The following is a 26,537-nucleotide window of genomic DNA, read 5'->3' on the forward strand; positions in this document are numbered from 1 at the left end:
AAACCCGCAGGAGGTGATACGATTTATCATGTTTTTGTAACGAGTCTGCAAATATCGAGAAAGCCCATATATGGACGTAACGTTCTCAACCTTCCTCGGCCAGCTTGTGTCGAACCCAGTCCTTGCCGTCACCGTGATCCTCGCGCTCGGCGCCATCTTCGTCAACGGATGGACCGACGCGCCCAACGCCATCGCGACCTGCGTCACCACGCGCTGCATGCCCGCCCGCGCCGCCATCCTCATGAGCGCCGCATTCAACTTCTTGGGCGTGCTCATCATGACGCACTTTAACGCGAGCGTCGCCAACACCATCTCACATATCGTCGACTTTGGCGGAAACAGCACCATGGCACTCGCGTGCCTCTGCGCGGCGCTCTTCTCCATCGTCGTCTACGGCGCCACAGCGTCGCGTTTTGGCATCCCCACCTCGCAAAGCCACAGCCTTATCGCCGGCCTGACCGGTGCTGCCATCGCCCTCGGCGGCGCGAACAGCGTCAACGTCCACGAGTGGATGAAGGTCATCTACGGCCTGGCGCTCTCCATCGGTCTGGGCTTTGTCATGGGCTGGATCCTGTGCAAACTCGTCTCGATTCTTTTCGCCGCCGCCAACAGGCGACGTGCCAATGTCTTCTTTAAATACGCTCAGATCGCGAGTGCTGCGGCCATGAGCTTTATGCACGGCGCGCAGGATGGACAGAAGTTCATCGGCGTGCTCTTTTTAGGTGTCGCCTTCGCCAACGGCCAGACTAGCGTCGGCGACGCCGGCATCCCCATCTGGATCATGCTGCTGTGCTCGGCCACCATGGGCATCGGCACCAGTGTGGGCGGCGAGCGCATCATCAAGTCCGTCGGCCAGAGCATGGTCAAGCTCGAAAAGTACCAGGGCTTCTCCGCCGACCTCGCGGGCGCCGCAAACCTGCTGCTTGCCACCCTTACCGGCATCCCCGTGTCCTCCACCCACATCAAGACCTGCGCCATCATGGGCGTCGGTGCCGTCAAGCGCCTTTCGGCTATCAACTTCGGCGTGGTCAAGGACATGATGTTCACCTGGTTCTTCACCTTCCCCGCCTGCGGACTCATCAGCTTTGTCATGGCCAAGCTGTTCATGATGTTCCTCTAGCCACACCGAGCGTCCATCCGGACCGCAAAACTTCGCCCACCCGTCTTCGCCTCGAAAGGACCCACTCATGGCAAAGAAACCCGATTCGTTCTACTTTGACAACTACGTCGCCTGCGCCGACCTTGCCGTCCAGGCCGCCGAGCTGCTCACCAAGATTTTTGAGAACTTTGACCCCGCGCAGATCCACGACATGCTCGAGGAGATGCACGCGATTGAGCATGCGGCAGACAAGAAGCACCATGAGCTCGAAGACGCCTTGCTCACCGCCTTTATCACCCCGCTCGAACGCGAGGATCTGGATCTGATGAGCTGCTCACTCGACACCGTGCTCGACCGCATCGAGGGCGTCGTGCAGCGCGTCTACTTCACCAACATTCAGAGCATCCATCCCGACGCCATCGTCATCGCCCACAAGGTAACCGATGCCTGCCGCGCCATGAAGGACCTTATGGTCGAGCTTCCCAACTACCGCAAGTCCAAAACGCTGCGCGAGCTCGTCATCCAGATCAACACCATCGAGTCCGAGGCAGACGAACTCTACATCAACGCCATGCGTAACCTGCACGTTAACGGCAAGGACCCGCTCGAGGTCATCGCTTGGCGTGACGTGTACGCCTTTCTGGAGTACTGCGCCGACTGCTGCGAGAATGTGGCCGATGTCGTGGATTCGATTGTCATGAAGAACAGTTAATTGGGGGTACATGTCCCACCGGTCGCGGGCCCGGCCACTAATAACCTTTTTCACTCCGGCTGCAAGCAGAGTCGTTCAAAAGGTTATTAGTGGCCGGGCCCGCTCCCTTATGCACCACCATTGGGAACTTTGGCTGATAGATTTAGCGCGACGGGGGTTTGGCTGAAGGGACCTTTGGTACCCGTTCGGACACTTTGGCCCTTGATGAGCGTTTGGCTGATTGCTGCTTTGGGTACTGTTTGGGTTACTTTGGGTTTGTTTGATTTTTAATTGTTGGAGGGCTTGTATGTCTTATTTGGATCTGGCTCGGTCTCGGTATTCTTGTCGCGAGTTTGAGAATCGTTCTGTTGAGCAAACTGTTGTGGATGCCATTGTTGAGGCTGGGCGTATTGCTCCTTCTGCTTGTAATAATCATCCAGCCCGTGTGATGGTGCTGGATACGCCTGAGCTGTTGGAGAAGGCTGCTGCTTGTCAGCCTCGGTTTGCTCGTGATGGGTCCATCTTTGGGGCTCCGCTTGTCTTCCTTATTTGCAGCGTTACCGGCGACGCTTGGGTTCGCCCCTATGACCAGATGAACTCGAGTGCCATCGACACCTCGATTGTTTGCGATCAGATGATGATGGAGGCCGAGGAGCAAGGTCTGGGAACGTGCTGGGTATGCCATTTTAAGCCCGAGCTAGCCCGCGAGCAGTTCAACCTGCCCGAGGGCGTCTATCCCTATCACATGCTCGTCTGTGGCTATCCCGCCGACCACATCGCCGATCCCGAGCATCGCGAGGCCCGCACCATTCCCCTCTCCAACTTCCTCCTCAAGTAGATTATTGGGACATGCCTTAAAACCTACCCTTGACCGCTCACCCGTTCGCCGAGTTCTGCGCCACTATGTGCAGGGCTCGGTTTTTTATGTTACGCACCCCGGCACAGTCATAAAAAAGGACCCGCAAGCTGCGGGTCCTTTCTAGGCACTAAATTGTAGGCCGAATGTTAGTCCAGGTCGTCGGCGGCAAAGTTGTCGATCGGGGCGAAAGGATCGGCCACGGGGACAACCGGGTCAGCGACGGGCAGCGGCTCGGCGGGAACAGTCACCGCAGGAGAAGCGGCAGAACCGACCGGCGTGGAGGCCATGAGGTCGGCCGGGAAGGAGTTCTGGGCATCATCCATGAAGTGCTGGATGAGCTTGAGGTACTCGGCCTTGAACTCCTCGCGGGAAGCCTTAAGACGATCGATTTCCTCGAGCTCGGCCTGTTTTTCGGTCAGGGCCTGGCGGATAACCTCGCGGGCCTTGGCGTCAGCCTCGTTGCGGATACGCTCAGCATTCTCGTTGGCATCGTTGACGATGGTCTCAGCGGTCTGCTGGGCAGCGATCAGAGCAGCGGAAATCTGACGCTCCTGAGCGGAGAAGTCAGGGGCGGGAGCAGCCACGGGGGCGGCAGGAACGGCCTGGGCGGTGGCATCCTGAGCCTGGGCAAGCTGAGCCTGCGCGTCGGCAAGCTGCTGCTCGGTGGCGGTCAGGCGACCCTTAAGATCAACGATCTTGGCAAGCATAGCGTCAACCTCGGAGGACAGCGTCTCCAAGAAGACGTCGACCTCGGCAGGATCGTAGCCACGCTTGGCCTCAGAGAAAGTCTGAGCCTGGATGTCTGCAGGGGTAATAGCCATAACAAGTCTCCTTTTTCATCGCCTCGGCGCTACACGCCCGACGTAAGTTACTAAGTCAGTTCTATACGAGTATACCTATAAGAAGCTGCAGAATCAGCCTCTGCACCAACTGCAACGCAATAATCGCAACGACCGGCGAAAAATCAACGCCGCCCATCGGCGGGATAAACCGACGAAAGAGGTTGAGCCACGGGCCGCAGACGCTATCGAGCACTGCAGCGATATCCTGCAGCAGGCCGCCCTGCTTCATGGGAATCCACGTCATAAAGCAATAGACCACGATGAGCGTGGAGTAGAAGTTGAACAGCGTGTTGACCAGCTGGACAATGGTGTAGATGTTGATGAGAATCTCCTCGTCTTGGGTTTACTTAAGGTAGCCGTCGGCACGAAGCTTCTTGAGGTCCGAATCCTTAACCTCGCAGCCGGCGGGCAGCACCATGAATACGCGATCGCCCACTTCTTTGACCGTGGCGCCCAGGCCACAGGCAAAGCCATAGCTAAAGTCCAGGACGCGCTTGGCGACCTCGGTGCGAACGCCAACAAAAATCAGTGCGACAGGCTGCTTGGTGCGAACGCGGCGCACCACGGTCTCCACGTCGTCATAGCTCTCGGGGCGCAGGACATAGGCCGGCAGCTGCGGCGTGGCGTTGATGATATTGCTCGCATAGGCCGAGGCATCGCTCGGTGCAGGCGCGGGTGCAGCGGCGGCACGGGCGCGGGTGTTCTCGGCGTAGCTCGACGGCGTGTCATAGGCACCAGGACGATAACCGCTCGCAACGCTGTCCTGCGAGCGCGAAGGCGGGTTATACGTCGTGGCATGGCGGGAGTCATCGCCGACCAGCTGACCGGAGCGCGTATACACGGCAACCGACTCAGCTTCACCGCGGCGCGTCTGACCAAGCAGGCCGTTGCTCGGCTCGTCTTGGGTGTAGAAGCCCTCGCCCGAAGCACCGCTGTAGCCGTTGCCCTGATAACTATCGTCATAGCCGTCATCGTAGCCGTAGTCGTCGTCCTGGCCATAACCCTGGTCGTAACCCTGCTGGCCGCCCAGGTGCATCTTATTTTTAATCTCGTCAAGGAAGCCCATGGTTGTGTCCTCTCGCGGTTTAGTGCAGGCGCCCCGATAATCAGTGCGCACTTCAGAGCCTTATTTTACTGCAAACTCCGGGCTAAATACTACCCTGCCCAGGCGAACGAGCGTAGAGCCCTCCTCAAGGGCAGGCTCAAAGTCCTCGCTCATGCCGCAGGAAAGCTCAGGCAGGTTCAAATCGGGATGCGCCGCCTCCAGCTCATCCCTCAGCTCACGAAGCCCCGCAAAGGTGCGGCGTGCCACATCCTTATTCCCCCGGGGCGCCATAGTCATAAGCCCCTGTACGCAAATTCCCTCAAGTTCCGCAAGCTCACCCGCGGCGGCGCGAATCTCATCGGGCGAAAAGCCTCCCTTCGACTCCTCACCACTCACATTGACCTCGATGAGCACACGCTGGGGGCCGGCGAGCTCGCCTGCCTCAATCTTGCGGACAGCACGGCTCGAGATCGCCTGTGCCAGATGCAGCGAACCCACCGAGTGAATCAGCTCGGCTGAGCCCAGCACCGCATTGATCTTATTGGTCTGCAGGTTGCCGATCATATCGAAGCGCACCTCGGGCAGCTCCTGATGCTCCGCCAGACCCGTGAGCTTGCGAACCAGCTCCTGCGGGCGGTTCTCGGCAAAATGGCGATACCCCGCCTGGATGGCAGCAACAGTCTCATCGACACCAACGGTCTTGGACACGGCAATGAGGCGCGCGGCGTCGTGGGGGCGGCCCGCGCGATCGAGCGCCGCATAAAAACGTTCCAGAATCTGCTCGCGGCGAGCGCGCATCAAATCCAAATAGTTATCCATTGCCAATCGCCTCCGCTGACAGCCAAACAAGTAGTCCCATGCTAACGCAAGAGCGCGGCCCCGCATGTGCAAGGCCGCGCTCACTTAGGTATTTACAATCTTTCGACGAACGGGGCTACTTACTCCTCGTCGTCCTCGCCATCGTCCTCGTCCTCAAGATGATCGAGCAGGTAGCGAAGACCCTCGCTGACCTCGTTGGCGGGCACCTTGGCAACGTAACGCGCGTCGACGGCGGGCCTCATGATAACACCCTCGCCCGAAGGCACGCGCATGCTCTCGAGCTCATCCTCGTCCACACGGGCGATATCGCCGGCGTTCATACGCTGACCAGTCAACAGGAAGGTCAGACGGCAAGCGGCATCGATGGAAATGGAAGCGATGCGATCGAGGTAGCGCGAAACCATGATGGCGCGGCGCAGGTCGTCATAGTTGCTGTCGTCGTCCATAAAGTCGCCCGTATCCATACGGTTAAAGGTGCGGAAGAACTTCTCGTAGGCGGCGTGCACCGGCTCGTCCTCGACGGCCAGGTTGCAAATGATGGACATGTCGTTGGTGACGAGCGCAGAAAGCGACGAGCCTAGCACCTGGTAGACGGCCTCAGCCTCGGCCTCAACCGTGCCGACAAGCTCCTTGGGCAGCGAGATGTCGGCCTTGATCATATGACGCGTGGCACGGCAGATCTGACGGACCTTATCGGTCATGCGCTGCAGGTTAAAGTCGACGTAGATGATCGTCTGAAGCAGGCGGAAGTCGGAGGCGACCGGTGACTGCGTGGCGATCAGGTTGTAGCAGACGGCCTCCAGGTTGGCGCAGCGCGCGTCAATCGAAAGCGTGCGCTTCTTGGTCTTGGTGGCGAGCTTGCGGTCGTCGGTCACATAGGCCTTCACGGCATCGTGGAGGGCCAGATCGACGGCCTCATAGATGCTCAGCATCTCGTGACGGGCCTCGACGAGCTGACGGGAAAACAGTTTGCGCATGGTTCACTCCAATCAGTTGGGTGCGGTCATGCCGCCCGCACAGTGAATACGCACCGGACTAGGTCCGATCGGCTTGGGACTAGTCGCACCGATCAGCCAAAGCGGCCGGTGATATAGTCTTCCGTCCGCGAGTCCACCGGGCTGGTGAAGATCGCGTCGGTTTGACCATACTCGATGAGCGTGGCGGGCTCGCCGGCAACTTCCTGCAAGAAGAATGCGGTGTAGTCGCTGATACGAGCTGCCTGCTGCATTGAATGCGTGACGATGATGATCGTCATCTCGGGCGCCAGCTCGGCCATCAGATCCTCGACCTTAGAGACGGACGTGGGGTCGATGGCGGAGCAGGGCTCGTCCATCAGGAGAACATCGGGTTGCACCGCAAGCACGCGCGCGATGCACAGACGCTGCTGCTGACCGCCCGAGAGCGCCAAACCATCCTTGTTGAGCTGATTGGATACCTCTTTCCAGAGGTTGGCGCGCTTGAGCGATTCTTCCACGATGTCATCGAGGTCGCTTTTGCTAGTCACACCCTGTAGACGAGGGCCAAAGGCGACATTCTCGTAGATGGATTTGGGAAACGGGTTGGGCTGCTGAAAGATCATGCCCACGCGACGACGGAGGTCGACCGGGTCGACGCCCTCGGCATAGATATCATTGCCGTCGAGCGTCATGGTGCCCTCGACGCGCGTACCCTCGATCAGATCATTCATGCGGTTGATGCAGCGCAAAAACGTCGACTTGCCGCAGCCCGAAGGGCCAATGAAGGCAGTGATGGCGTTTTTGGCGATGTTGAGGTCAAGCCCCGTCAGCGCATGAAAGTCACCGTACCAAAAGTTGAAATCCTTGGCCGTAATGGCCGCTTGCTCCAGCGTGGGAGCGGACTGATAAACGGACATGGGACTCCTTAACTAGCGACGCTTGCGCGACAGGAAGCGCGCAAACAGGTTGAAGGCCAGAATGATCACCATCAGCAAGAGCGCGGTGCCGTAGGCTGCGTTCATGTTGATGCCGTCGTTGGCAAGCAGGTACAGGTGAACCGTCATGGGGCGGCCGGAATCGAGCGGCGAAATAGGCAGATTGATGGCTTGGCCCATGGTGTAGAGCACCACCGCGGTCTCGCCAATGGCGCGGCCGATGGCGAGGACGATGCCCGTGGCAATACGGCCAAAGGCAGAAGGAAGCACAATCTTGGAGACAACCTGCCACTTGGTGGCGCCCAGGCCGTACGCGCCCCAACGGATATAGCGCGGGACGGCGCGAATGGCCTCTTCGGTGGTGCGCATGACAATGGGAAGCATCAAGAGCGCGAGCGCCAGAGCGGCCGAGACCATCGAAAGGCCCAGGCCCATGGCCTCGACAAACAAGGCGTAGCCAAACAGGCCCATAACGATGGAGGGCACCGAGGCCAAAGCGTCAGCAGCGTAGCGAATGAGCTCGACGACCTTGCCCTGCTTGGCGTACTCGGCCAGATAGACGGCTGCCAGCACAGCAATCGGCGTGCAGATAAGCATGGCGAGCGCCGTCACATAGACGGTCGAGACGATCGTGGGCCAAATTCCGCCCTCGGCGTTGACGCCCTGGGGCCAACCGAAGATAAAGTCGAGCGAGATATGCGGCAGGCCGTTAATGACCACATAGGCAATGATAGCGACAAGCACCAGCGTGGTGATGTATGCCGCGGCACGGAACACGCCAAGCATGATCTTGTTGGACAGGTCCTTGTTGATGCGGCCCTTCTTGCCATGGGAAAGGGCACGCTTGATGCGCTCGCGCGACGAGGTCGTATCGACCGTCGTGTCAACGGAATCGGACATAGCCTACCCCCTCTTCTTCTTGGAAATCAGACGGACGACGCCCACCAGCGTGGCGGAGATGATAAACAGGACCACGCCCATGCCGAACAGCGCCGAGCGGTGCAGACCCGAGGAATAGCTCATGTCGAGCGCGATCTGGCTCGTGAGCGTCGAGATGGGGCTCGCAATGCTGTCGGGAATAACCGGGGCGTTACCCACGACCATGAGCACGGCCATGGTCTCGCCGATGGCACGGCCCATACCCAGCACGATGGCATCCACGATACCCAGCTTGGCGGCAGGTAGCACGACCTTATAGATGGTCTGCCACTTAGTAGCACCCATGGCATACGATGCCTCGCGAATACCCATGGGAATGGAATTGAGGGCATCGATGGTGAGCGTGGTGATGGTAGGGACGATCATGATGGCAAGCACGAACCACGCCGTCAGCGCACCAAAACCAAGACCACCGGTCAGTTGCGCGATAAACGGACGGATGATGATCATGCCAAAGAAGCCATAGATGATAGAAGGGATGCCGGCCAACAGGTCAACGGCAGGGCTGATGAGCTTGCGCACGCGCTTGCTGGCGATCTCGACCAGATACACGGCCGTGCCCACGCCTAGGGGCACACCCATGGCGAGCGCACCGACGGTCACCAGACCCGAGCCGGCAAGCAGCGACACGATGCCGTAGTGGCCCTCAGAGGGCGCCCACGTAAAGCTAAAGAAGTCCGCCAGACCGATGTCGGTAAAGACGGGCAGCGCCGAGTACGTGGTAAAGACAAAAATCAGGATGACGGTAACAACCGCCAAGAACGCGCAGGCAAAGAAAATCCACTGCAGCGCCTTCTCCTTGATATAGGTGCTGCGCGATACGAGCGCCAGCTCGCGCTTCTTGGGCGCCTGAGCATTCTGCTCAGTCTGGGAGTTTTCCTGTGCTTCCATGCTACTCACTCCCCTTCTCGTCGTTGGTGACGGGAATAAAGCCCGCCTCGCGAATCTGCTTGTCCATCTTTTCGGACGTCACGTAGTCGATGTAATCCTGCGCCTGCTGCGAAGGCGCACCCTTCACAAAGAAGTAAAGGTCGCGCGAGATGGGATAGCCGCCACTCGCAACCGTCTTCTCGGACGCCTCAACATGATTGACCGAGACGGCCTTGACCGAGGTCTTGGCGTTGAGGCTATCGACGAAGCCCAGCGAAATGTAGCCGATAGCCCCGCGCGAACGAGATACCACGTCGCGCACCTGGCCCGTGCCCGAAAGAACGGCGGAGCGGCGATCGAACGGGGTGCCGTCCATCACGATGGTGCGGAAGGCTTCACGCGTGCCAGACGCCTCATCTCGGTTGATAACCTGAATCCTCAGGTCCTCGCCACCGACTTCTTTCCAGTTGGTGATCTTGCCGGCATAGATATCGCGGAGCTGCTCGGTCGAGAGGTTATCGACGGGGTTGTCTTCGTTCACGATGACCGCGATACCGTCGTGGGCAATGACGATGGGAGTCAGGCCCAGATCCTGCTCGTCGGCATTGAGTCCACGGGAGGAGCTGGCGATATCGGCCGTGCCAGCGCTGACGGCTTCGATGCCAGCGGAAGAGCCCAAACCGGAAACGAGCACGTCGATGCCGGTCTCCTCCTTAAAGCCCTCTGCCGCAATTTCGGCGATAGGAAGGCAGGTCGTGGAGCCGGCCACGGTAATGGAAGAGGTAGAAGATCCCGAAGAACAGGCGCACAGCGTAAGCGTAAGCACAGCGGCGCTCAGGACCGATACGATCTTTCTCATAGCATCACGCCGATCGCAGCATGGCGCCCACAGGTGCCGTCCTCGTTACGGTAGGAATAAAAGCGGTCGTTCTGACGCACAGTCGAAAGCTGGGTATCCACGATATTATCCGCGTCCACACCGGCATCTACCAGCGCCTCACAAATGGCAGCGGAAAGATCGAGCATGCGAGAGGCACTCGCATCGATGCAAGAGAACTCGACGGCAAAGCGATCCATGAGTTCCTGGGATACCTCATATTCGTCAGCCAAGATATGGGGGCCGATATAGGCGGAAACGTCGCTCGCATCGCAGCCGGCAGCATCGCAAAGCGCCTGGCACGCCTTGGCAGAAATACGTGCAATCGTGCCCTTCCAACCGGAGTGCACCACGGCAAATCCGCCAGGGGCCACCAGCACCACGGGAACGCAGTCGGCAAAGCAGAGCAGCACGGGCACGTCATGGGCCGTACAGACGATGGCATCGCAGCCCTCGGCAATCTGCTCGCGAACAGCCTCAAGATCGTCGGCGCCGTTCGAAGTCACCGTAACGATATGGTCACCATGTACCTGATTGGGCACGAGCAGATTATGCTCGCACTCAGTGGCGCCCATAGCTTCGAGCGCTCGACGACGATTTTCTTGAACAGCAAAGGGGTCATCGCCTACATGCGAGCCCAGGTTGAGCGAGGAGTACGCATCTTCAGAAACGCCACCGGTGCGCTCGGTAAAGGCAAAGCGGACATCGGATGTCGCGCCCTCCACCAACGTAACTCCATCATGGTCGACACGCGAAACGTTGTCCGCACGTGCTGCCATACTAAAGCCTCCTAATAACACAAGTACCGCGGCGTCGCCGCGCAGTCCGCGTTTATACGGCTGTCATACTTCCTTAAAAGGATACCCGCAGCGGTAGGGACCAAACGTAAAGGGAACGTAAGGAGATTGGAGGCTTTCGTTTACAAACGAGAAACAAAACGGGGTGCATCCAAATGGACACACCCCGTGCAGGTCGTTGAGAAAAACGAACTAGAAGCTACCGCGCTTCAGGAAGTCGGGAAGCTCGAACTGGTCGTTGCCAAAGTTGGGCAGCTCGGTACCACCGACGTTGCGGGTCGGAGCGGCCTGAGCCGGGCTGGCAGCCGGAGCGGTGCGCTGCGGCTCAGCGGAGGCAGCGGCCTTGCTCTGAGACTGCTGAGCAGCAAAGAGCTCATCCTGACGGTTGACGTTGGAGTCGGAGAAGCCCGTAGCGATGACGGTGATACGCACCTGATCGCCCAGGGACTCGTCGACAACGGTACCGAAGATGATGTTGGCCTCGGGGTCGACGGCGTTGGCGACAACGTCGGCGGCGTCGCTGATCTCCTGGATGCCCAGGTCCTTGGAACCGGCGATGGAGAGCAGCACGCGCGTGGCACCATCGATGGAGCTCTCGAGCAGCGGGCTGGAGATGGCCTGCTGGGCAGCGTCGACGGCACGAGTATCCCCAGAAGAGGTACCGATACCCATCATGGCGGTACCGGCCTGCTTCATGATGGTCTTAACATCGGCGAAGTCCAGGTTGATGATACCGGGGACGGTGATGAGGTCGGTGATGCCCTGGGTGCCCTGGGAAAGGACGCCATCGGCAATCGCGAAGGCCTCGAGCATGGTGGTCTTCTTCTCGGCGATGTCGAGCAGCTTATCGTTAGGAATGACGATCATGGTGTCGACGCAATCGGAGAGGGTCTTGATGCCCTCCTCAGCGCTCTTCTTACGCTTGCGGCCCTCGAAGGTGAAGGGCTTGGTCACGACGGCGACGGTCAGTGCGCCGACCTCGTTCATCGCGATATCGGCAACGATGGGAGCAGCGCCGGTACCGGTGCCGCCGCCCTCGCCGCAGGTGATAAACACCATGTCGGCGCCAGCGAGCGCCTCGGCGATGTCGTCGCGGGACTCATCGGCAGCCTTGCGGCCAACCTCGGGATTGGCGCCGGCGCCCAGACCGCGGGTAAGGTCGGTGCCGATGTGCACCTTGATATCGGCATCAGAGATCGCGAGTGCCTGAGCATCGGTGTTGATGGCAACAAACTCGACGCCGCGGATGCCCTCTTCGATCATTCGATTGACCGCGTTGGTACCGCCGCCGCCGACGCCGACCACCTTAATGACGGCAAGGTAGTTGTTGATCTCTGTCTCGTGCATGTCGGTCCTCCGAACAAAGGTTATAGCCATAGCATGGGTCGACCCCTGCGCACATTAACCTTCAGGTTGAAAGTAAATGCAAAGGTAAACCGTATTATGTTTGCACATTATGAACGTATCAGTCAAATAATTGACCGTGAAAACCAAACAAACCAGATAAACGGCGTGGTATGGCCCCTCAACAAAGCATCAACCAGCGCTACGAGGTCGGAGCATTCCTAAATGTGTAGTTGCCCGGAGAGCGCACATTGATATACGTTACGCCCTCTACCTGCGAAAGCAACTTGGTGACTACGCGTTCCTTCTTGGCGATATCGTCCGAATCGCCCAGCGACACCTCAATGCCGTTATTGAGGTTTGCCGAGATGGCTTCGACCGAAGGCGTGGAAATATCCTTGACTTGTCCCAAGAACTCGCTCGAAAAACCACGCACATAATCCAGGCCGGCCTTAACGGCTTTGGAGTTCACCGCCTGGCCGGAAACCGGAGCGACATCCGCCGAGACATCAGTCAACAACACCGCGCCATAATGCTTGGCGAGCGCCAGCGCGGCATCGATTCCGGTCAAGGTATTTGAGCCCTGCCCTGTCGTGATGACGTTGCCCTGGTCGTCCACTTCGACCGACGTCGACAGCGGGGCGATCCAGGTGTCATCGTCTCCGATAGCCCAGGCAAGGTCGTCGGAGCTGATATACGCAATGGCGATAACTTTACGCTCCGTCGGCGTGATGATAAGCGTATGGGGAAACTGGCGCTGGACATCCACGCCCGAAACCCACGGGTTCTGCTTGAGATCCTCGGTAATCTGGTCGGGATCGACGTTAAAAAGCGACGTTCCCTCGGGCAAGTCGATCAGCTGGATAGCATCGTGCTTCGTCACATGCTCGCTGCCTTGAATCTGAATATCAGTGGCAGTAAACAGTCCAGAGTTGATCACCACGATGGCAACGACGACGAGCACGGCCAAGACGGCCAGAACGCCGCCCACGATTTTGCCTTTGCCTGTAACGACAGAAGCGGCGTCTGATGTTTTATTTGCCATCGCTCCAAGTGAAGATAACGGGTTGAAACCTTTTTTACTCGAAGGCTTCTTGGCGGTAGCCGGCACCGATGTCAGCGAGCGCGGTTTCAATGCGCCCAGCGTGAGACCTGGACGCGCCGCTTTAGTTCCCGTCGAGGGCTTGGGAGCTGCCATGGGACGGGCAGGCTTGGCGCCCATAACAGGCTTTGACGTCACCGAGGGACGCGAGGACTTTTTTGCGGCCGGACGATTACCGAGCTGCGAGCCGACGACCGGACGACTGGTCTGTCGAGCATGCCCGACAGACTTAGAGTGCGCGACGGTATTGCGTTGAGGTTTGGCAGGCGCGCCGGAACGCCCTCCGGCGCGGCGGAAGGTGGGTTTCGATGCTCTAGAAGCCGAGGAATTTAACTTCCGGTCTGAGCTCGATGCCATACGCCTCCCTCACCTTTCCGTGCACATGTCTGATAACCGCGGCAACGTCATCGGCCGAGGCAGTTCCGTTATTAACGATAAAATTAGCGTGAACGGGCGAAACTTCCGCGCCGCCAATCGAAAAACCCTTTAATCCACAATCCTCGATAAGCTTGCCCACACTCGCATCGGGCGGGTTGCGAAAGACAGACCCGCAGGATGCGCGACCCATGGGCTGCGTACGCTTGCGCCTTGTAAGGTACCGCTCCATGCGCTCGCGAATGTCGGCCTTGGGCGCCGGTTTAAGCTTGAGCACGCACTCGAGGATGATCTCATTGCGGGGAAGGCTACATTCGCGGTAGCCCCAAGAGATCTCGGACCCCGCATAATGCTTGATACCGGATGCCGGGTCAAACGTTACGACATCCTCAACCAGCGAGCCAATCCACTCGGTCCGCGTGCCGGCATTCATAGATATCGCACCGCCGACCGAACCGGGAATGCCAACGGCAAACTCAAGGCCCGAGAGGCTACGCGACAGGGCATCGTTGACCAGGCGCGCAAACATCACGCCCGCACCGACCGTCAGCGTACAACCGTCATCGGCAACAACCGTGCGCTGGAACTCACGTCCGAGCGAAATGACGGCACCGCGATAACCGCCATCGGCAACCAGCAGATTGGAGCCCTTGCCGATGATGACCCACGGCACCTGCTCGCGATCGAGCACCGCCACGGCGCGGCGGAGGGCATGATAGCTATGGCACGTCACAAAGAGGTCGGCCTTGCCGCCGATACGATAGCTCGTATGACGCGCAAGGCGCTCGTCCTCGATCACATCCGTGTCGATCATGCCCGAGAGCGCCATGACGGCGTTAAACAGACCCATTAGACTTAAGCGTCTTTCTTGGCAGTCAGATACTCAATGAACTCGGGACCGACGGTCGTAACGTCGCCGGCACCCATGGTGAGCAGCAGGTCGCCCTCGCCCACCATCTGCTCGAGCTCCTGATTGAGCTCAAGACGGCTGGAGCAGTACACGACCTCCTTGCCAGGATGCTTGGCGCGCACGGTATCGGCGAGCATCTTAGAGGTGACACCCGGAATGGGCATCTCGCCAGCCGAGAACACATCAATCAGCAGCAGTTTATCGGCATTGGCAAATGCATCGGCAAAGTCGTCGCACAGGGCCTGCAGGCGCGAATAGCGGTGCGGCTGGAACACGACGTCGACGTGCTTGTAACCCAGCGACGAAGCGGCAGCAAGCGTCGCCTTGATCTCGGTGGGGTGATGGCCGTAATCATCGACCACGGTGATGCCATCGATATCGCCCACGTGGGTAAAGCGACGGCGGACGCCCTCAAAGCTCGAGAGCGCCTTGGCGGCGGCGTCGATGTCAAGGCCCAGGACATGGGCGACGGTGAGCACCGCCGTGGCGTTGAGCATGTTGTGGCGACCGGGATTGCTCTTGATCTCCACAGCGCGCTCAGTGCCGTCCTCAAAGCGAACGATAAAGTCACTCTGGATGCCCTTGACATCCGGGTGCATGCAGACGATGTCGTTGCTCTCGGCAAAGCCGTAGGAAAGCACGTGACGGCCCGTCGACTTGGCGAGCTCGACCAGATGCGGGTCCTCACCGCAGACGATGACGGTGCCGTCCTCGCCCACCAGGCTCATGAATTTGGCGAAAGTTGCCTCGATCTCCTCGATACCCGAGTAGTGATCGAGGTGGTCGGCCTCGACGTTGGTCACAATGACTACGTTGGGGTTCAGGAACAGGAAGGAGCTGTCGGACTCGTCGGCCTCGGCGACAAAGTAGTCGCCCGAGCCGTTCTTGCCGTTCGTGTCATAGCCCTCAACGATGCCACCGATCAGGAAGCTCGGATCCAGACCCATGCGGTCGAGCATGGTGGCACACATCGAAGACGTGGTGGTCTTGCCATGCGTGCCGGCAACAGCGACGGTGGTGTAGCCGTGGCCCAAAGCAGAGAGCATCTTGGCACGGGGCCACACGGGAATACCAAGCTCGCGAGCACGCACGAGTTCAGGGTTGGACTCCGGAATAGCGGTGGAGACAACAACCACGTCGGGCTTGACCTCGTCGATCGTGGCGGCCTCATGGCCCACATGCACCTTCACACCAGCGCGGGTAAGCTGGCGGATATAACGTGACGTCTTAAGGTCGGAGCCGGTAACGGCATAACCGCGCTCGTGCAGAACGAGGGCGATGCCGCTCATGCCGGCGCCGCCGATACCGATAAAGTGGGCGCTCTTAAACTCGGGCGCGGAGGTTGCAGTCTGGGAATCAGCCATGTGCTCGTGTACTCCTTGCGTAAACACTGCCTGTAACCCGTTAACTGTACCGCACCTACCGCATCAGCGCGAGGGCGACCGAAGATATCCCGTCTAACTAACGCAAACCCTCTACCGCATCCGCCAGAAGAGCGGCGGCTCTATCCTGAGCCAGACCACGCGCCGCCTGACGCATGGCGTCGCGCGCCGCCGCGTCATCGACCAGGTGCAGCAGCTCATCGGCAAAGGCAGAACCGTCGATATCGGCATCGGCGCAGAGCACGCCGGCCCCGGCGTCGACCAGATAACGAGCATTGGTGGTTTGGTGGTCGGCCGTCGCATGCGGATACGGCACGAGCACCGAGGGCACGGCGAGCGCAGCGATCTCGGCCACGCTCGATGCACCCGAACGCGAGAGCACCAAATCGGCAGCAGCCAGCATATCGCCCATGTTGTCGATGTAAGGCTGGACGCGGTAACGCTTCGCCTCCTCGGGCGTCAGCGCCAAAGCGCGCTCGGTCTCCTCAAAGCCGTCGGCACCCGTCGAATGCAACACATAGAGGTTCTTGCGCGAAAGCAGCTCGTTTTTGAGCGAAGTCACGCGCTCGTTGAGGTGCTGGGCGCCAAGTGAACCGCCAAAGACGAGCAGCAGCGTAGCGTCCTCGGGAACGCCAAGTGCCTTGCGGCCACGATCGCGATCGCCCTCGATCACCGAGCGACGTACGGGGTTGCCGGTCATGAGCACGTGGTCAGGGTCACCTTCGCGCTCAAAGACCGAACGCGCTGCCGGCACCGAGATGCACACGCGGGCGGCGTGGGAGTTCATCATCTTGTTGGCCAGGCCCGGAACAGAGTTCTGCTCATGCAGCAGATACGGAACGCCTGCGCCCTTGCACCACCCCAACAGCGGAACCTCGACATAGGCACCAAAACCGATGGCGGCATCGGGCTTGCCGACCTTTGAGAAATGATTGGCGAGCGCACGCTTGGCCTTATTGACACGCCACAGCGAGGTCAGCGCCGTCCAAGGACGGGAGCGGTCGAAGCCCGTGACCGTAATGGGCACAAAATCAAACCCAGCCTCGGGGACCAAACGACCCTCGAGCTTGCGCGACTGGCCCACGAACACAACGTGGTGGCCACGGTCACGCAGTTCTTCGGCCAAGGCGAGCGCGGGGTTGATGTGTCCTGCCGTGCCGCCGGCTGCAATAGCAACGGTCATTTTATCGGTCATGGTAGTCCCTTCGTACACGCGGTCCCTGGTCGTCGGTGCGCAGACGCGCCGACGGGTCCGAGTTCAAATCGATTCGATTATATCCGCCGCCCGCGTTGCGAGGGCTGGGGCGCTGCGGACGACCTTGCGGAGCCGTTCGCGAGCGTGGACGAGCTGCCGGCTCGGATGCAGAACCATCCAGAACGGTAAAGCCGCTACGCGAAGGTCGTTCACCGCGCACATGGGCCACGCCGGCGGTGCTCTCGTCCATAACGGCAAAGCTCTCACGGCGGCGGTCATACTCATCGCGGCGGGCGCTCTCGTACGAAACGCGCAGGATCAACCCGGCAAGCATAAGCGACACAATAATCGACGAACCGCCGTAGCTAATAAACGGCAACGGTTTGCCCGTCATGGGAAACACGTTGAGGATGCCCAGCGCGTTAATCAAAAACTGCACCGCGAGAATGACCGCGGAGCCAGACGCCATAAGCGCGCCCCGACGATCGGTCGCCTGCTCGGCAATGCGAAACGCCGAGTAGATCAGCATCGCAAACACCAAGAAGAACAGCACGGTTCCGACAAAGCCGACTTCCTCGCCAATGATGGCCAGGATGTAGTCATTGTGCGCCTCGGGCAGATACGAGTACTTCATGGTTGAGTTGCCGATGCCACGGCCGAACAGACCGCCCGAGGCAAAGGCCATGATGGCAAGCGTGGCCTGATAGCCGTCACCATACTCGTCAGCCCAAGGGTTCAAGGCAACCTGAATACGCACCATACGGTACGGCTCTGCGACAAGTGCAATCACGATCACGAGAATGCCGAAGATTAGCACGCCGATGATAAATCTCGGGTCGAGACCCGCAAACAACGCCATGCACATGAGGGTCAACAGGATGATCAGGACAGTACCGAAATCGGGCTGGATAAAGATCAGAAAGAGCGAAATACCCAGGTAGATGCCCATCTTGCGAAGGAATTCGTTTATGTTGCCACCGGGCGAAAAGAAGCGATCAAGCATGATGGCCGAATACGCAATGGCAAATGGCTTTAAAAACTCGGAAGGCTGGAACTGAATACCGGCGATGTTGAGCCAGCGCGTGGCGCCACGGCTGCCGCTGCCCACCAAGAACACCAGAAACAGTAGCCCTATCATGCCGATAAGGAAGATCCTAAGCACATCCTCCCCAAACCAGCTGTCCGGCAAAACGCGCACGATGGCAATCAGCGCCAGAACACCAACCACGGCAAACGCGGCCTGTCGACCCAGGAAAAACGTCGCCGAGCCATTCTCGTGCAGCGCCTCGACCGAAGACGCCGAGTACACCATCAGCAGACCAAAGCACACCAAAGTAAACAGGCAGGCCATAAATATCAGACGGGGGCGCATGATGCGGGCGGGAACGCCGGCAATATAGCGTTCGCTAAACGACTGCCCGCCGCGACCGGAACGCGGTGTGCTACGCCGCGAGGAAGCACGGTCCGAGTCGGGCCTCCTCATACCTTGTCGGGGGCTCTCCTCTCTCACCGGCAACCCCTATTCCATTTGCGATTTCGCCGCAGCGGCAAGCTGCGCCACATAGTCCTTAAACACGCGGCCGCGCTCCTCATAGCCCGAGAACTCATCGAACGAAGAGCAGGCAGGAGAAAGTAAGATCACGTCGCCACGGCTCGACAGCGAACGGGCGACGTCCACGGCATCGCGCAGGTCATCCGCCTGGGCAATATCCACATCGCCATCGACATCGGCCTCGTCCATAGCGGCGGTAAAGCGCTCGCGCGCATCGCCAAAGCAGACGACCGAGCGTACGTTATCCATAACAACGCGCGCGAAGTCCGTGAGCGGCGTGCCCTTATCGTGGCCGCCGAGCAGCAAGATCACGTCGTCATCGGGAAATGCCGTCAGCGCCTTCTCGACCGCATCGGTGTTGGTCGCCTTGGAATCGTTGACGTAGCGCACGCCGTCAATCTCGCCACACGGCTCCACGCGGTGCTCGAGCGGCTGGAACGAGGCCAGACCGCGGCAGACACCATTGACATCGGCACCGACTGCCAGGGCAGCCGTGGCAGCGCACAGGGCATTGATAACATTGTGATGGCCCGAGATCTTGAGTTCGGACGTGGCGACAAGCTGAGTCTCGACGCCCTTCAGGCGCACGACCATTTTGCCGTCGCGCACAAAGGCGGCGTCTGCACCCTCGGGCTCGTCAAAAGCGACCTTGCAGATGCGGCGACCCGGCGTATAGATGTACTCATCGAACTCGTGAATGCCGGCGTCTTCGACGTCGACAACCACCAGATCGTCATCGACCATATTGTCAAACAGCTTGATCTTGGCAAGCGCATAGTTCTTATGGCTCTTATGCCAGCCCAAGTGGTCGGGAGTGATGTTGAGCAGCACCGCCACACGAGGGTGGAGCTCGGTGGTCGTAGCAATCTGATAGCTCGAGAGCTCAGCCACAAACCACTCGTTGCGGGCTCGGCCGTCAATCTCGTTGACCGGCGGCTCGCCGATGTTGCCGACAGCTACGCTGGCCTCGCCGGCAGCCTTGAGCAGATAATCGGTCAGCGACGTGGTGGTCGTCTTGCCGTTGGTGCCCGTGATGGCAATCCAGTTATCGGGCGACAGGCGATAGGCAAACTCTGGCTCACCCATAATCTGGGCGGCATGTTCGCGCCCGGCCTTAAAGAAGCCCGAGAACTCCGAGATGCCCGGGCACGTCACGCATGCGTCATAGGCGCCCTCGACCTGTTCGGTCCCATAGACAAACGACGCACCAGCAGCCTCGAGCGCACGCGTGGCGTCATTGGGCTCAGAGGTGCCGCCGCCATACACGGTAACGGCGCTTACGCGCTCGGGATGTGCCAGCGCCCAGCGGGCGACATCGAGACCGGATTTGCCCTGACCCAAAACGAGCAGGCTAAAGACTTCAGCAAGAGGCATGAAAGACCACTATCCCAACTGGAAGAACAGAGCAAGGCCAACGGCACCAAATGCCGCAGCGATAATCCAAAAACGGATGACGACCTTGGTCTCGGCCCAACCCTTCTTTTCGAAATGATGATGGATGGGCGCCATAAGGAAGACGCGCTTGTGCGTAAAGTGGAAGTAGACAACCTGAATCATGACCGACAGGGTCTCAACGATAAACAGGCCGCCGATGATGAGGGAGACGACCTCGGTGTTAGTCATGATGGACGTACAGGCAAACGCGGCACCCAGAGCAAGCGAGCCGGTATCACCCATAAAGATGCTCGCCGGATAGCAGTTGAACCACAGAAAGCCCAAGCAGGCACCGGCACACGCGGTGCAGAAGATGGACAGGTTCACGTCTCCGTGCAGAAACGCCATGGCAGCCATGGCGAGCATGGCGATCATGGAGGTGCCGCCAGCAAGACCGTCAAGGCCATCGGTCAGGTTCACGGCATTAGAAAGACCGGCAATCATCAACCAGCAAAAGACAATATAGAGCCACGGGAACGAATAGCCGCAGATGGTGGTCGAAAGCACGCCAAGGTCGATCGTCAACCCACCGGGAAAACGAATCTCGGGGGCGACGCCGCACCAGTTGACGGCAAGTACCGTAAAGGTGACACAGATAATGGTTAGGCCGATCATCTTGGCATGGGGCGTCAGACCGAGCGAGCGCCCATGCGTAACGGAGGTCAGGTCGTCGATCAGGCCCAGCACGCCGGTCGCCAGCGTGGCGAGCAGCACGAGTACGAGCTCGGTGGTGAGCTTGCCCATCAGCAGGCAGGTCAGCGAGATCGCGACGAGGATGACAACGCCACCCATGGTGGGCGTTCCCTGCTTAACCAAATGACGCTTGGGGCCGTCGGCACGAACCTGTTGGCCGATACCCTCGACCTTGAGCAGCTTGATCCACCACGGCATGAGCAGCAGCGCGATGGCTGCGGCGATGCCAAGCCCCAAAAAAGCCTGATACGTTGGATACGAGGGATTGCCGAACATGGGCTAGCACACACCTTCCACAAAGCGGTCGAGCTCAACAAAGCGGGAACCCTTGACCAGTACAACATCATGTTTTTCAAGCGCGCCGCCCATGCGGTCGAGCACCTGCTGATAATCGGAGAACACCTGGATGCGGTCCTCGTCCATGCCCATCATGCGTGCGGCATCGGCCATAAGCTGGGCCAGCTCACCACCCACGCACGCCAGCATGTCGAGCTTCTTGGCGGCGGCATAAGCGCCCACGAGCTCATGCATGCGAGGAGCCTCATCGCCCATCTCGCCCATCTCGCCCAGGATCGCCATGCGAGACCCCGTGCACGAAAGCGAGCGCAGCAGGTCGAGACCGGCTGCCATCGATTCGGCGCTGGCGTTATAGGAGTCATCGATGACGCGGGCACCGCTCTTGGCGCGCTTGATCTCCTGGCGGTGACCGGTGATCGTGAGGCCCCTAAAGGCAGCATCGATCTGCTCGGGCGTCACGCCCAGGCGATAGGCAACCGCGGCGGCCTTAACGGCATTAGGAACGGACTGCACGCCGGGGATGGCAAGCATGGTATCGATTGTCTCGCCCTGACCAAAATCGAGCGTAAAGACCGGACGGCCCTCGTCATCAACGCGAACGTCGCGGGCGCGGACCTCATCATCGTCAGAGACACCGGCCAGCATCACGTCGATACCAGCAGGCTGGGCGAACGTATCGCGAATGAACGGCGTAAAATCGTCCTCGCCGCCCAAAACCAGCAGCGGCAAATAGTCGCCGGCGGCGCACATGCCCTGTACAATCTCGGCCTTAGCGCGGGCGATGTTCTCGCGGCTGCCCAAAATGCCGATATGAGAGGTGCCGATCTTGCTCACGATGGCAAGGTTGGGATTGGCGGACTGAGACATGCGCTCAATCTCGTGGAAATGGTTCATGCCCATCTCGAGCACCAGAACCTCGGTGTCGGCAGGGGCCGCCAGCACCGTGAGCGGCATACCGATCAGGTTGTTGTAGTTACCCTTGGTTGCCCAAACGCGATAGCGCTTGGCGAGCACCGCGGCGAGCACGTCCTTGGTCGTTGTCTTGCCGATAGAGCCGGTAATGCCAACGACCAGGCAGCCAAGCTCCAGGCGATACGCATGCGCCAAACGCAGCAGAAACTCCTCGGGATCATCGGTCAGCAAGATGGCACAGCCCTTGTCCTGCGCCAGCGAGACCAGCTCGGCCTCGGGCTCACGCGTCATCACGACGGCGCCGGCACCCGACTGGACCGCACGGGAAGCAAAATCATTGCCGTCGACGTTTTCACCGGGAAAGGCGACGAAAATCGTCCCTTCCTCGACCTGGCGCGAGTCGATAACGCACCCGCGGCATACCCGATCGACTTCTCCCGTCACGGTTCGGGCCCCTGTTGCGGCCGCGAGGTTGTTGACGGCGATCTCTATCATTGCAGCTCCCCTGTAAACCTAAATAATGCTATCGGCGTATTGTATCCCAGCGCCGCGCATGCGTGGTGCAGGGCATGTGAACACCCCTCATATGGGACAACAAACCACGCCCCAAAGATTGTAACCCCCTACTTCGTGTGCGGGATACCCAGCACGTCGAGCGCGTTGGCCATAATGGACTGGAACGGCACCGCAGCGGCATCTGAGCCGCTCGGCGTTCCGTCGAGCGTGATATAACACAGCACCTTGGGCGATTGTGCCGGTGCAAAGCCCATAAAGGACGACATGTAGTTCTCCTTGAGGTAGCCGCCGTTCTCGTCGGCGCGTTCGGCCGTACCGGTCTTACCCGCCACGTCATAGCCGTCAACCGCGCCGCCAACGCCCGTTCCCTCCGACACGACCGTCTGCATGCACGATGTCACCTGGGATGCGGCATCCTCCGAAATCGCGCGCTCGCCTTCGCCCCAGTCCTTCTCGTCGCCTTTGCTGGACTTATAGAAGTGCGGGGTCATCATCACGCCGCCGTTGGCGATGCCGCCCACGGCACGTGCGATCTCAATCGGCGAGACAGACAGCGCCTGTCCAAAGCTCATCGAGCCCAGCGTGGCGCCGTCATACTGGTCACGCTCCTTGACGATGCCCAGACTCTCGCCCGGAAAATCGACACCCGAGCTGTGACCGATGCCCCACTTGTCCACATAGGCGGCAAAGTCGTCGGCACCGATCTTGCGCCCCACCAGGACAAATCCCACGTTGGACGAACGGCGCATCATCTCGCGCACATCCATGGTCATGGCGTAGTCGCGCTTGTCGGCATCGGTGACGGTATCGTCGCCCACCTTGATGCTCGCCGGCACCTCAAACGACGTACTCGACCGCACGACGCCCAAGTCGAAGCCGGCGCCCGCCACGAGCGTCTTAAAGACCGAGCCGGGCTCGTAGGCGTCGGTGACCAGGCGCAGGTTCATATCCTCGGTCTTGGCGTTTTCCAAATTGGTCTGGTCGTAGGTCGGATACGAGCAGGCTGCCAAGATCTCGCCTGTCGTAGGATCGGTGACCAGCGCCGAGCCGTTCTTGGCCTTTGTCTTCTCGACAGCCTCTGCCAGGGCATCCTCGGCCGCACGCTGGATATTGACGTCGAGCGTCGTCACGATATCAACGCCGTCGACCGCAGCCACCTTTTTATAGGCACCGCCCGCGATATAGCTGCCGTCCCTCGCGCGCTCGCGTACGAGAGAACCGTTCGTGCCGGTCAGAAGCTTGTTGTATTGCTTTTCGAGACCCGTCAAGCCGTCGTTGTCTACATTCACTACACCCAGCACCTGCGATGCCAGATTGCCGTATGGATATACGCGCTTCATGGCCTGCTCAAAAAGCACGCCGGGCAGGTTCTTCTTCTCCAGCGCCGCAGCGTCGTCTTCGTCCACCTGGCGCTTGATATACACCCAGGTTCCATCGGACTCAACGAGCTTGCGGCAGGTCTTTTTATCGATTCCAGTTGCCTTGACCAGCGCCGACACCGTCTTGTCAACATCCTCGACAAGCTGGGGGTTCACGGCGATGTTGCGACATTCGGCCGACGACGCCAGCACGTTACCGTTGCGGTCGTAGATGGTGCCACGTTTGGCATAGAGGGTCTGCGCAAGCAGGCGGCGCGCATCGGCACGCTCGCGCAGTTTATCGGCTTCGACAATTTGATAGTCGCCAAGGCGAAAGACGCCCAAGCCCAAGCCAAGCCCAATGAAGCCCATGACGGCTTTGCGGCGAGGCAGAGGCGTGCCCGTGAGCCATTCGGTCGACGAACTCTTGCGCGACCTGGTGTTATGCACTTGAGGGCCGCCCGAGCCGCGAAGTCGCGACGCCGGGTCGTTGCCACGGGACTGCCCGGCGTTGTAAGATTGCCGACCCGTTCCTTGATAACCAGAACGTCCCCGCGACGAGGGACGTCCAGAACCGCGGCCCCCATCGGAACCGCGGCGATAGTCATTTGTCATACTCAGCTACCGTCTTGCTACTGAGCGGTCGCGGTCGCGTTGGCGCCCGCGGCTGCATCCTGCGAAAAGTCAAGTGTAACGCTCTCGCTGGGCTCCACCATGCCATAAGCGCCCGCAAGGTCGCGAATGCGCGTGTCGGCGCCATAGACCGAATGCATGACCTCCAGGTCGGAGCTCTCATCGGTCGCCTTTTCGAGCGTATTGGTAAGCTCGGCGTTGCTGTTGAGCACCTGGGCCGTAACACCGGCGAGCGCCACGCGGGCGACGCCGATCGTCATGAAGATAGCCGCAATGATGCAAAACGTTTTAAGAACGCTCATGAAAACCGGGCTTACCGCCTGGTTTGCCTGACGGCCCGCGCCCGTGTAGACATCAAAGCGCGGCGTGCGCTGCTCACGGGGAGCAACGGGGGCCTGCGGCGTCTCACGATAGGCGGGCATGGCGTTCATATCATAGGCGAGTGCTGCGCTTGAAGTGTTGTAGCCCATGATATGCCGCCTCCCATCCCGAGTACGTTGGTAGTGTGTTTAAGCTTCGTTTATGGTGCGAGCGGGAGGTCCAATATCACGCGGTCGCGCCTACAGACGCTGCGCCACGCGGATTTTGGCTGATCTCGCCCGAGGGTTGCGCTCAACCTCATCAGGCTGTGCAACCAAGGGTTTGCGGGTGATGACCTTGAGTATCGGCACGTTGCCGCACACGCACACCGGAATCTCCGGCGGACACGTGCACCCCTGGCTCATCTCCTTAAAGTGGTTCTTTACGATACGGTCCTCGAGCGAGTGATATGAGATGACGCAGATACGTCCGCCCGGGTTGAGCCACCTGGTGGCGGCATCAAGCCCTCGTTCGAGCACATCGAGCTCGTGATTGACCTCGATGCGAATGGCCTGGAAACTTTTCTTGGCCGGGTGTCCGCCATGCCGACGAGCGGCAGCCGGGATACCCGCCTTGATGATCTCGACAAATTGGCCGGTGGTTTCGATCGGTTCTTGCTCGCGGCGGCGCACGATCTCGCGCGCGATCTGCGAGGCGAACTTCTCTTCGCCGTAGACGCGTAGAATCCGAGCGAGGTCGTGTTCGTTATAGGTGTTGATGACCTCAGCTGCGTTTAAGGTGTTATTACCCGGATCCATCCGCATGTCCAATAGGGCGTCCTCGTTATACGAAAAGCCCCTTCCAGGGATATCGAGTTGCGGTGACGAAACGCCCAAATCGAACAGGAAGCCATCGACCCCGGGCACCTCGGCCGAGCAAAGCAGCTCGTCCAAGTCGCCGAAGTTGCCCTTCAGCAGCTGGTGCGGAACGCCGGGAACCTCGCGGTCCAGACGGGCGCCAGCGGCCTCGAGGGCCATGTCGTCCTGATCGACGCCGAGCAAAAGACCCGTCTCCCCCACCTGCGCAGCCATCTTTACCGAATGGCCGGCACCGCCAAGGGTGCAATCGCAGACAACGGAGCCGCTCTTTAGCCGCAGCGACTCAAGCACTTCGCCGAGCATGACAGGTTCATGCCGATATTCTTGTGTCAAGATCCCACGCTCCATCCGTTACCCGTGCCTTGCCCTTACGAGAAGAAGAGGTCCAGCAGGGCCTCATCGTCATCGTCCTCATCGGCCGCGGCGCGATCCCAAACCTCAAGGTGGTCGTAGTTGCCCACAACCGTGACCTCGCGGTCGAGGTTCGCCTGCTTGCGGAGAGACTCGGAAAGACCGATACGACCGGCGCTGTCCACGTCCATCGACGTGGTGCGCTTGTTGATCGCCCTCATGAGCTTCTGGTCATTAATGTCACGCGGGTTAAAACCCTCGTGGCCCTCACGACCCGCGAAGAGTCCTTCGACCCACTTATCGAAGGCCTCGGCAGAGAACACGTACAGAGCATCGACATCCAGGGCTTTGAACACGCGAACGTGCTCTCCAAGCTCCTCGCGAAGGGGTGCAGGCAGGGACAGACGACCTTTTGCATCGAGATTGCGCTCGTATGCACCAGTCATTCCCATGTGCGCCCTCCCCTCGGTTACTCAGATGGCACGTACGCGGGGAACCACCCCGCCTGTCGACGTCATTAATAATATGGGGAACCGCCCCATTTTTCAACACCTTTCCCCACCCCTTCCCCCACCC

Annotated in this window: 26 protein-coding genes; 3 read left to right on the forward strand and 23 right to left on the reverse strand. The window is 59.7% G+C overall.

The features are described 5' to 3' along the window. The first annotated feature begins 70 nt into the window (after positions 1-70). The 3 genes from ACRX4W_RS04495 (at position 71) to ACRX4W_RS04505 (ending at position 2,628) form a co-directional block, all read left to right on the forward strand. Complete coding sequence (locus ACRX4W_RS04495) at positions 71-1,120, forward strand: inorganic phosphate transporter (RefSeq protein ID WP_117786663.1); 1,050 nt, start codon at positions 71-73, stop codon at positions 1,118-1,120. A gap of 67 nt (positions 1,121-1,187) precedes the next feature. Then, positions 1,188-1,811 (forward strand): DUF47 domain-containing protein, encoded by a 624-nt coding sequence (locus ACRX4W_RS04500; RefSeq protein ID WP_161194757.1) that lies wholly within the window; start codon positions 1,188-1,190, stop codon positions 1,809-1,811. A 286-nt stretch (positions 1,812-2,097) separates the two neighbouring features. Continuing rightward, positions 2,098-2,628: a nitroreductase family protein gene (locus ACRX4W_RS04505; protein ID WP_161194758.1), complete on the forward strand. Its 531-nt coding sequence runs from the start codon at positions 2,098-2,100 to the stop codon at positions 2,626-2,628. Positions 2,629-2,795: 167 nt separating this feature from the next. Here the strand turns inward: ACRX4W_RS04505 and ACRX4W_RS04510 are convergent, their stop codons facing one another. The 23 genes from ACRX4W_RS04510 to ACRX4W_RS04620 all read right to left on the reverse strand — a co-directional run bounded on the left by ACRX4W_RS04510 (position 2,796) and on the right by ACRX4W_RS04620 (position 26,413). After that, positions 2,796-3,470, reverse strand: a complete 675-nt coding sequence (locus ACRX4W_RS04510) for a DivIVA domain-containing protein (protein ID WP_006234242.1) — start codon at positions 3,468-3,470, stop codon at positions 2,796-2,798. 61 nt (positions 3,471-3,531) lie between these two features. After that, entirely contained in the window at positions 3,532-3,819 is a 288-nt protein-coding gene (locus tag ACRX4W_RS04515; RefSeq protein WP_164473347.1) for a YggT family protein, read from the reverse strand. A gap of 15 nt (positions 3,820-3,834) precedes the next feature. Next, complete coding sequence (locus ACRX4W_RS04520) at positions 3,835-4,557, reverse strand: cell division protein SepF (protein ID WP_055251691.1); 723 nt, start codon at positions 4,555-4,557, stop codon at positions 3,835-3,837. Between the two features lie 60 nt (positions 4,558-4,617). After that, positions 4,618-5,355 carry a YggS family pyridoxal phosphate-dependent enzyme gene (locus ACRX4W_RS04525; RefSeq protein WP_124786324.1) on the reverse strand — a complete coding sequence of 246 codons (738 nt, stop codon included), beginning with the start codon at positions 5,353-5,355 and terminating at the stop codon, positions 4,618-4,620. Between the two features lie 119 nt (positions 5,356-5,474). Then, positions 5,475-6,332: a phosphate signaling complex PhoU family protein gene (locus tag ACRX4W_RS04530; protein WP_117800724.1), complete on the reverse strand. Its 858-nt coding sequence runs from the start codon at positions 6,330-6,332 to the stop codon at positions 5,475-5,477. Between the two features lie 92 nt (positions 6,333-6,424). After that, positions 6,425-7,228, reverse strand: coding sequence for a phosphate ABC transporter ATP-binding protein PstB (gene pstB, locus ACRX4W_RS04535; protein WP_117776691.1), 804 nt, complete (start codon positions 7,226-7,228; stop codon positions 6,425-6,427). A 12-nt stretch (positions 7,229-7,240) separates the two neighbouring features. Next, positions 7,241-8,146 (reverse strand): phosphate ABC transporter permease PstA, encoded by a 906-nt coding sequence (gene pstA / locus ACRX4W_RS04540; protein ID WP_006234250.1) that lies wholly within the window; start codon positions 8,144-8,146, stop codon positions 7,241-7,243. 3 nt (positions 8,147-8,149) lie between these two features. After that, positions 8,150-9,076: a phosphate ABC transporter permease subunit PstC gene (pstC, locus tag ACRX4W_RS04545; protein WP_089571587.1), complete on the reverse strand. Its 927-nt coding sequence runs from the start codon at positions 9,074-9,076 to the stop codon at positions 8,150-8,152. 1 nt (position 9,077) lies between these two features. Continuing rightward, entirely contained in the window at positions 9,078-9,914 is an 837-nt protein-coding gene (locus ACRX4W_RS04550; protein WP_117803367.1) for a phosphate ABC transporter substrate-binding protein, read from the reverse strand. Beyond that, positions 9,911-10,711 carry a purine nucleoside phosphorylase YfiH/LACC1 family protein gene (locus ACRX4W_RS04555; RefSeq protein WP_089571585.1) on the reverse strand — a complete coding sequence of 267 codons (801 nt, stop codon included), beginning with the start codon at positions 10,709-10,711 and terminating at the stop codon, positions 9,911-9,913. Before ACRX4W_RS04555 ends, ACRX4W_RS04550 begins: the two co-directional genes overlap by 4 nt. Before the next feature lie 210 nt (positions 10,712-10,921). Then, the gene (gene ftsZ, locus ACRX4W_RS04560) at positions 10,922-12,076 is read right to left on the reverse strand and encodes a cell division protein FtsZ (protein ID WP_055251674.1); all 1,155 of its coding nucleotides are present in this window, start codon (positions 12,074-12,076) and stop codon (positions 10,922-10,924) included. A gap of 199 nt (positions 12,077-12,275) precedes the next feature. Continuing rightward, complete coding sequence (locus tag ACRX4W_RS04565; RefSeq protein ID WP_231501570.1) at positions 12,276-13,064, reverse strand: cell division protein FtsQ/DivIB; 789 nt, start codon at positions 13,062-13,064, stop codon at positions 12,276-12,278. Positions 13,065-13,488: 424 nt separating this feature from the next. Next, positions 13,489-14,400 (reverse strand): UDP-N-acetylmuramate dehydrogenase, encoded by a 912-nt coding sequence (gene murB / locus ACRX4W_RS04570; protein ID WP_117636007.1) that lies wholly within the window; start codon positions 14,398-14,400, stop codon positions 13,489-13,491. Positions 14,401-14,405: 5 nt separating this feature from the next. Further along, the gene (gene murC / locus ACRX4W_RS04575) at positions 14,406-15,824 is read right to left on the reverse strand and encodes a UDP-N-acetylmuramate--L-alanine ligase (protein ID WP_117636008.1); all 1,419 of its coding nucleotides are present in this window, start codon (positions 15,822-15,824) and stop codon (positions 14,406-14,408) included. Between the two features lie 97 nt (positions 15,825-15,921). After that, complete coding sequence (gene murG / locus ACRX4W_RS04580) at positions 15,922-17,037, reverse strand: undecaprenyldiphospho-muramoylpentapeptide beta-N-acetylglucosaminyltransferase (RefSeq protein WP_117647217.1); 1,116 nt, start codon at positions 17,035-17,037, stop codon at positions 15,922-15,924. Beyond that, positions 17,027-18,520, reverse strand: coding sequence for a putative lipid II flippase FtsW (gene ftsW / locus ACRX4W_RS04585; RefSeq protein ID WP_117647216.1), 1,494 nt, complete (start codon positions 18,518-18,520; stop codon positions 17,027-17,029). The genes murG and ftsW overlap by 11 nt, the downstream gene beginning before the upstream one ends. 36 nt (positions 18,521-18,556) lie before the next feature. Then, the gene (gene murD, locus ACRX4W_RS04590; protein ID WP_117647214.1) at positions 18,557-19,963 is read right to left on the reverse strand and encodes a UDP-N-acetylmuramoyl-L-alanine--D-glutamate ligase; all 1,407 of its coding nucleotides are present in this window, start codon (positions 19,961-19,963) and stop codon (positions 18,557-18,559) included. A 9-nt stretch (positions 19,964-19,972) separates the two neighbouring features. After that, positions 19,973-20,992, reverse strand: coding sequence for a phospho-N-acetylmuramoyl-pentapeptide-transferase (gene mraY, locus ACRX4W_RS04595; protein WP_089571579.1), 1,020 nt, complete (start codon positions 20,990-20,992; stop codon positions 19,973-19,975). Between the two features lie 3 nt (positions 20,993-20,995). After that, a complete protein-coding gene (locus tag ACRX4W_RS04600) occupies positions 20,996-22,420 on the reverse strand; it encodes a UDP-N-acetylmuramoyl-tripeptide--D-alanyl-D-alanine ligase (protein ID WP_432299400.1) in 1,425 nt (474 codons plus the stop codon). 128 nt (positions 22,421-22,548) lie between these two features. Next, entirely contained in the window at positions 22,549-24,249 is a 1,701-nt protein-coding gene (locus tag ACRX4W_RS04605; RefSeq protein WP_334203902.1) for a peptidoglycan D,D-transpeptidase FtsI family protein, read from the reverse strand. Positions 24,250-24,431: 182 nt separating this feature from the next. Further along, entirely contained in the window at positions 24,432-24,902 is a 471-nt protein-coding gene (locus ACRX4W_RS04610; protein WP_022094483.1) for a hypothetical protein, read from the reverse strand. Between the two features lie 90 nt (positions 24,903-24,992). Next, entirely contained in the window at positions 24,993-25,958 is a 966-nt protein-coding gene (rsmH, locus tag ACRX4W_RS04615; protein WP_432299403.1) for a 16S rRNA (cytosine(1402)-N(4))-methyltransferase RsmH, read from the reverse strand. A gap of 20 nt (positions 25,959-25,978) precedes the next feature. Then, a complete protein-coding gene (locus tag ACRX4W_RS04620) occupies positions 25,979-26,413 on the reverse strand; it encodes a division/cell wall cluster transcriptional repressor MraZ (protein WP_006234269.1) in 435 nt (144 codons plus the stop codon). Positions 26,414-26,537: the final 124 nt, after the last annotated feature.

Origin of the sequence: Collinsella aerofaciens (assembly GCF_964283865.1) — a bacterium.
GTDB lineage: Bacteria > Actinomycetota > Coriobacteriia > Coriobacteriales > Coriobacteriaceae > Collinsella.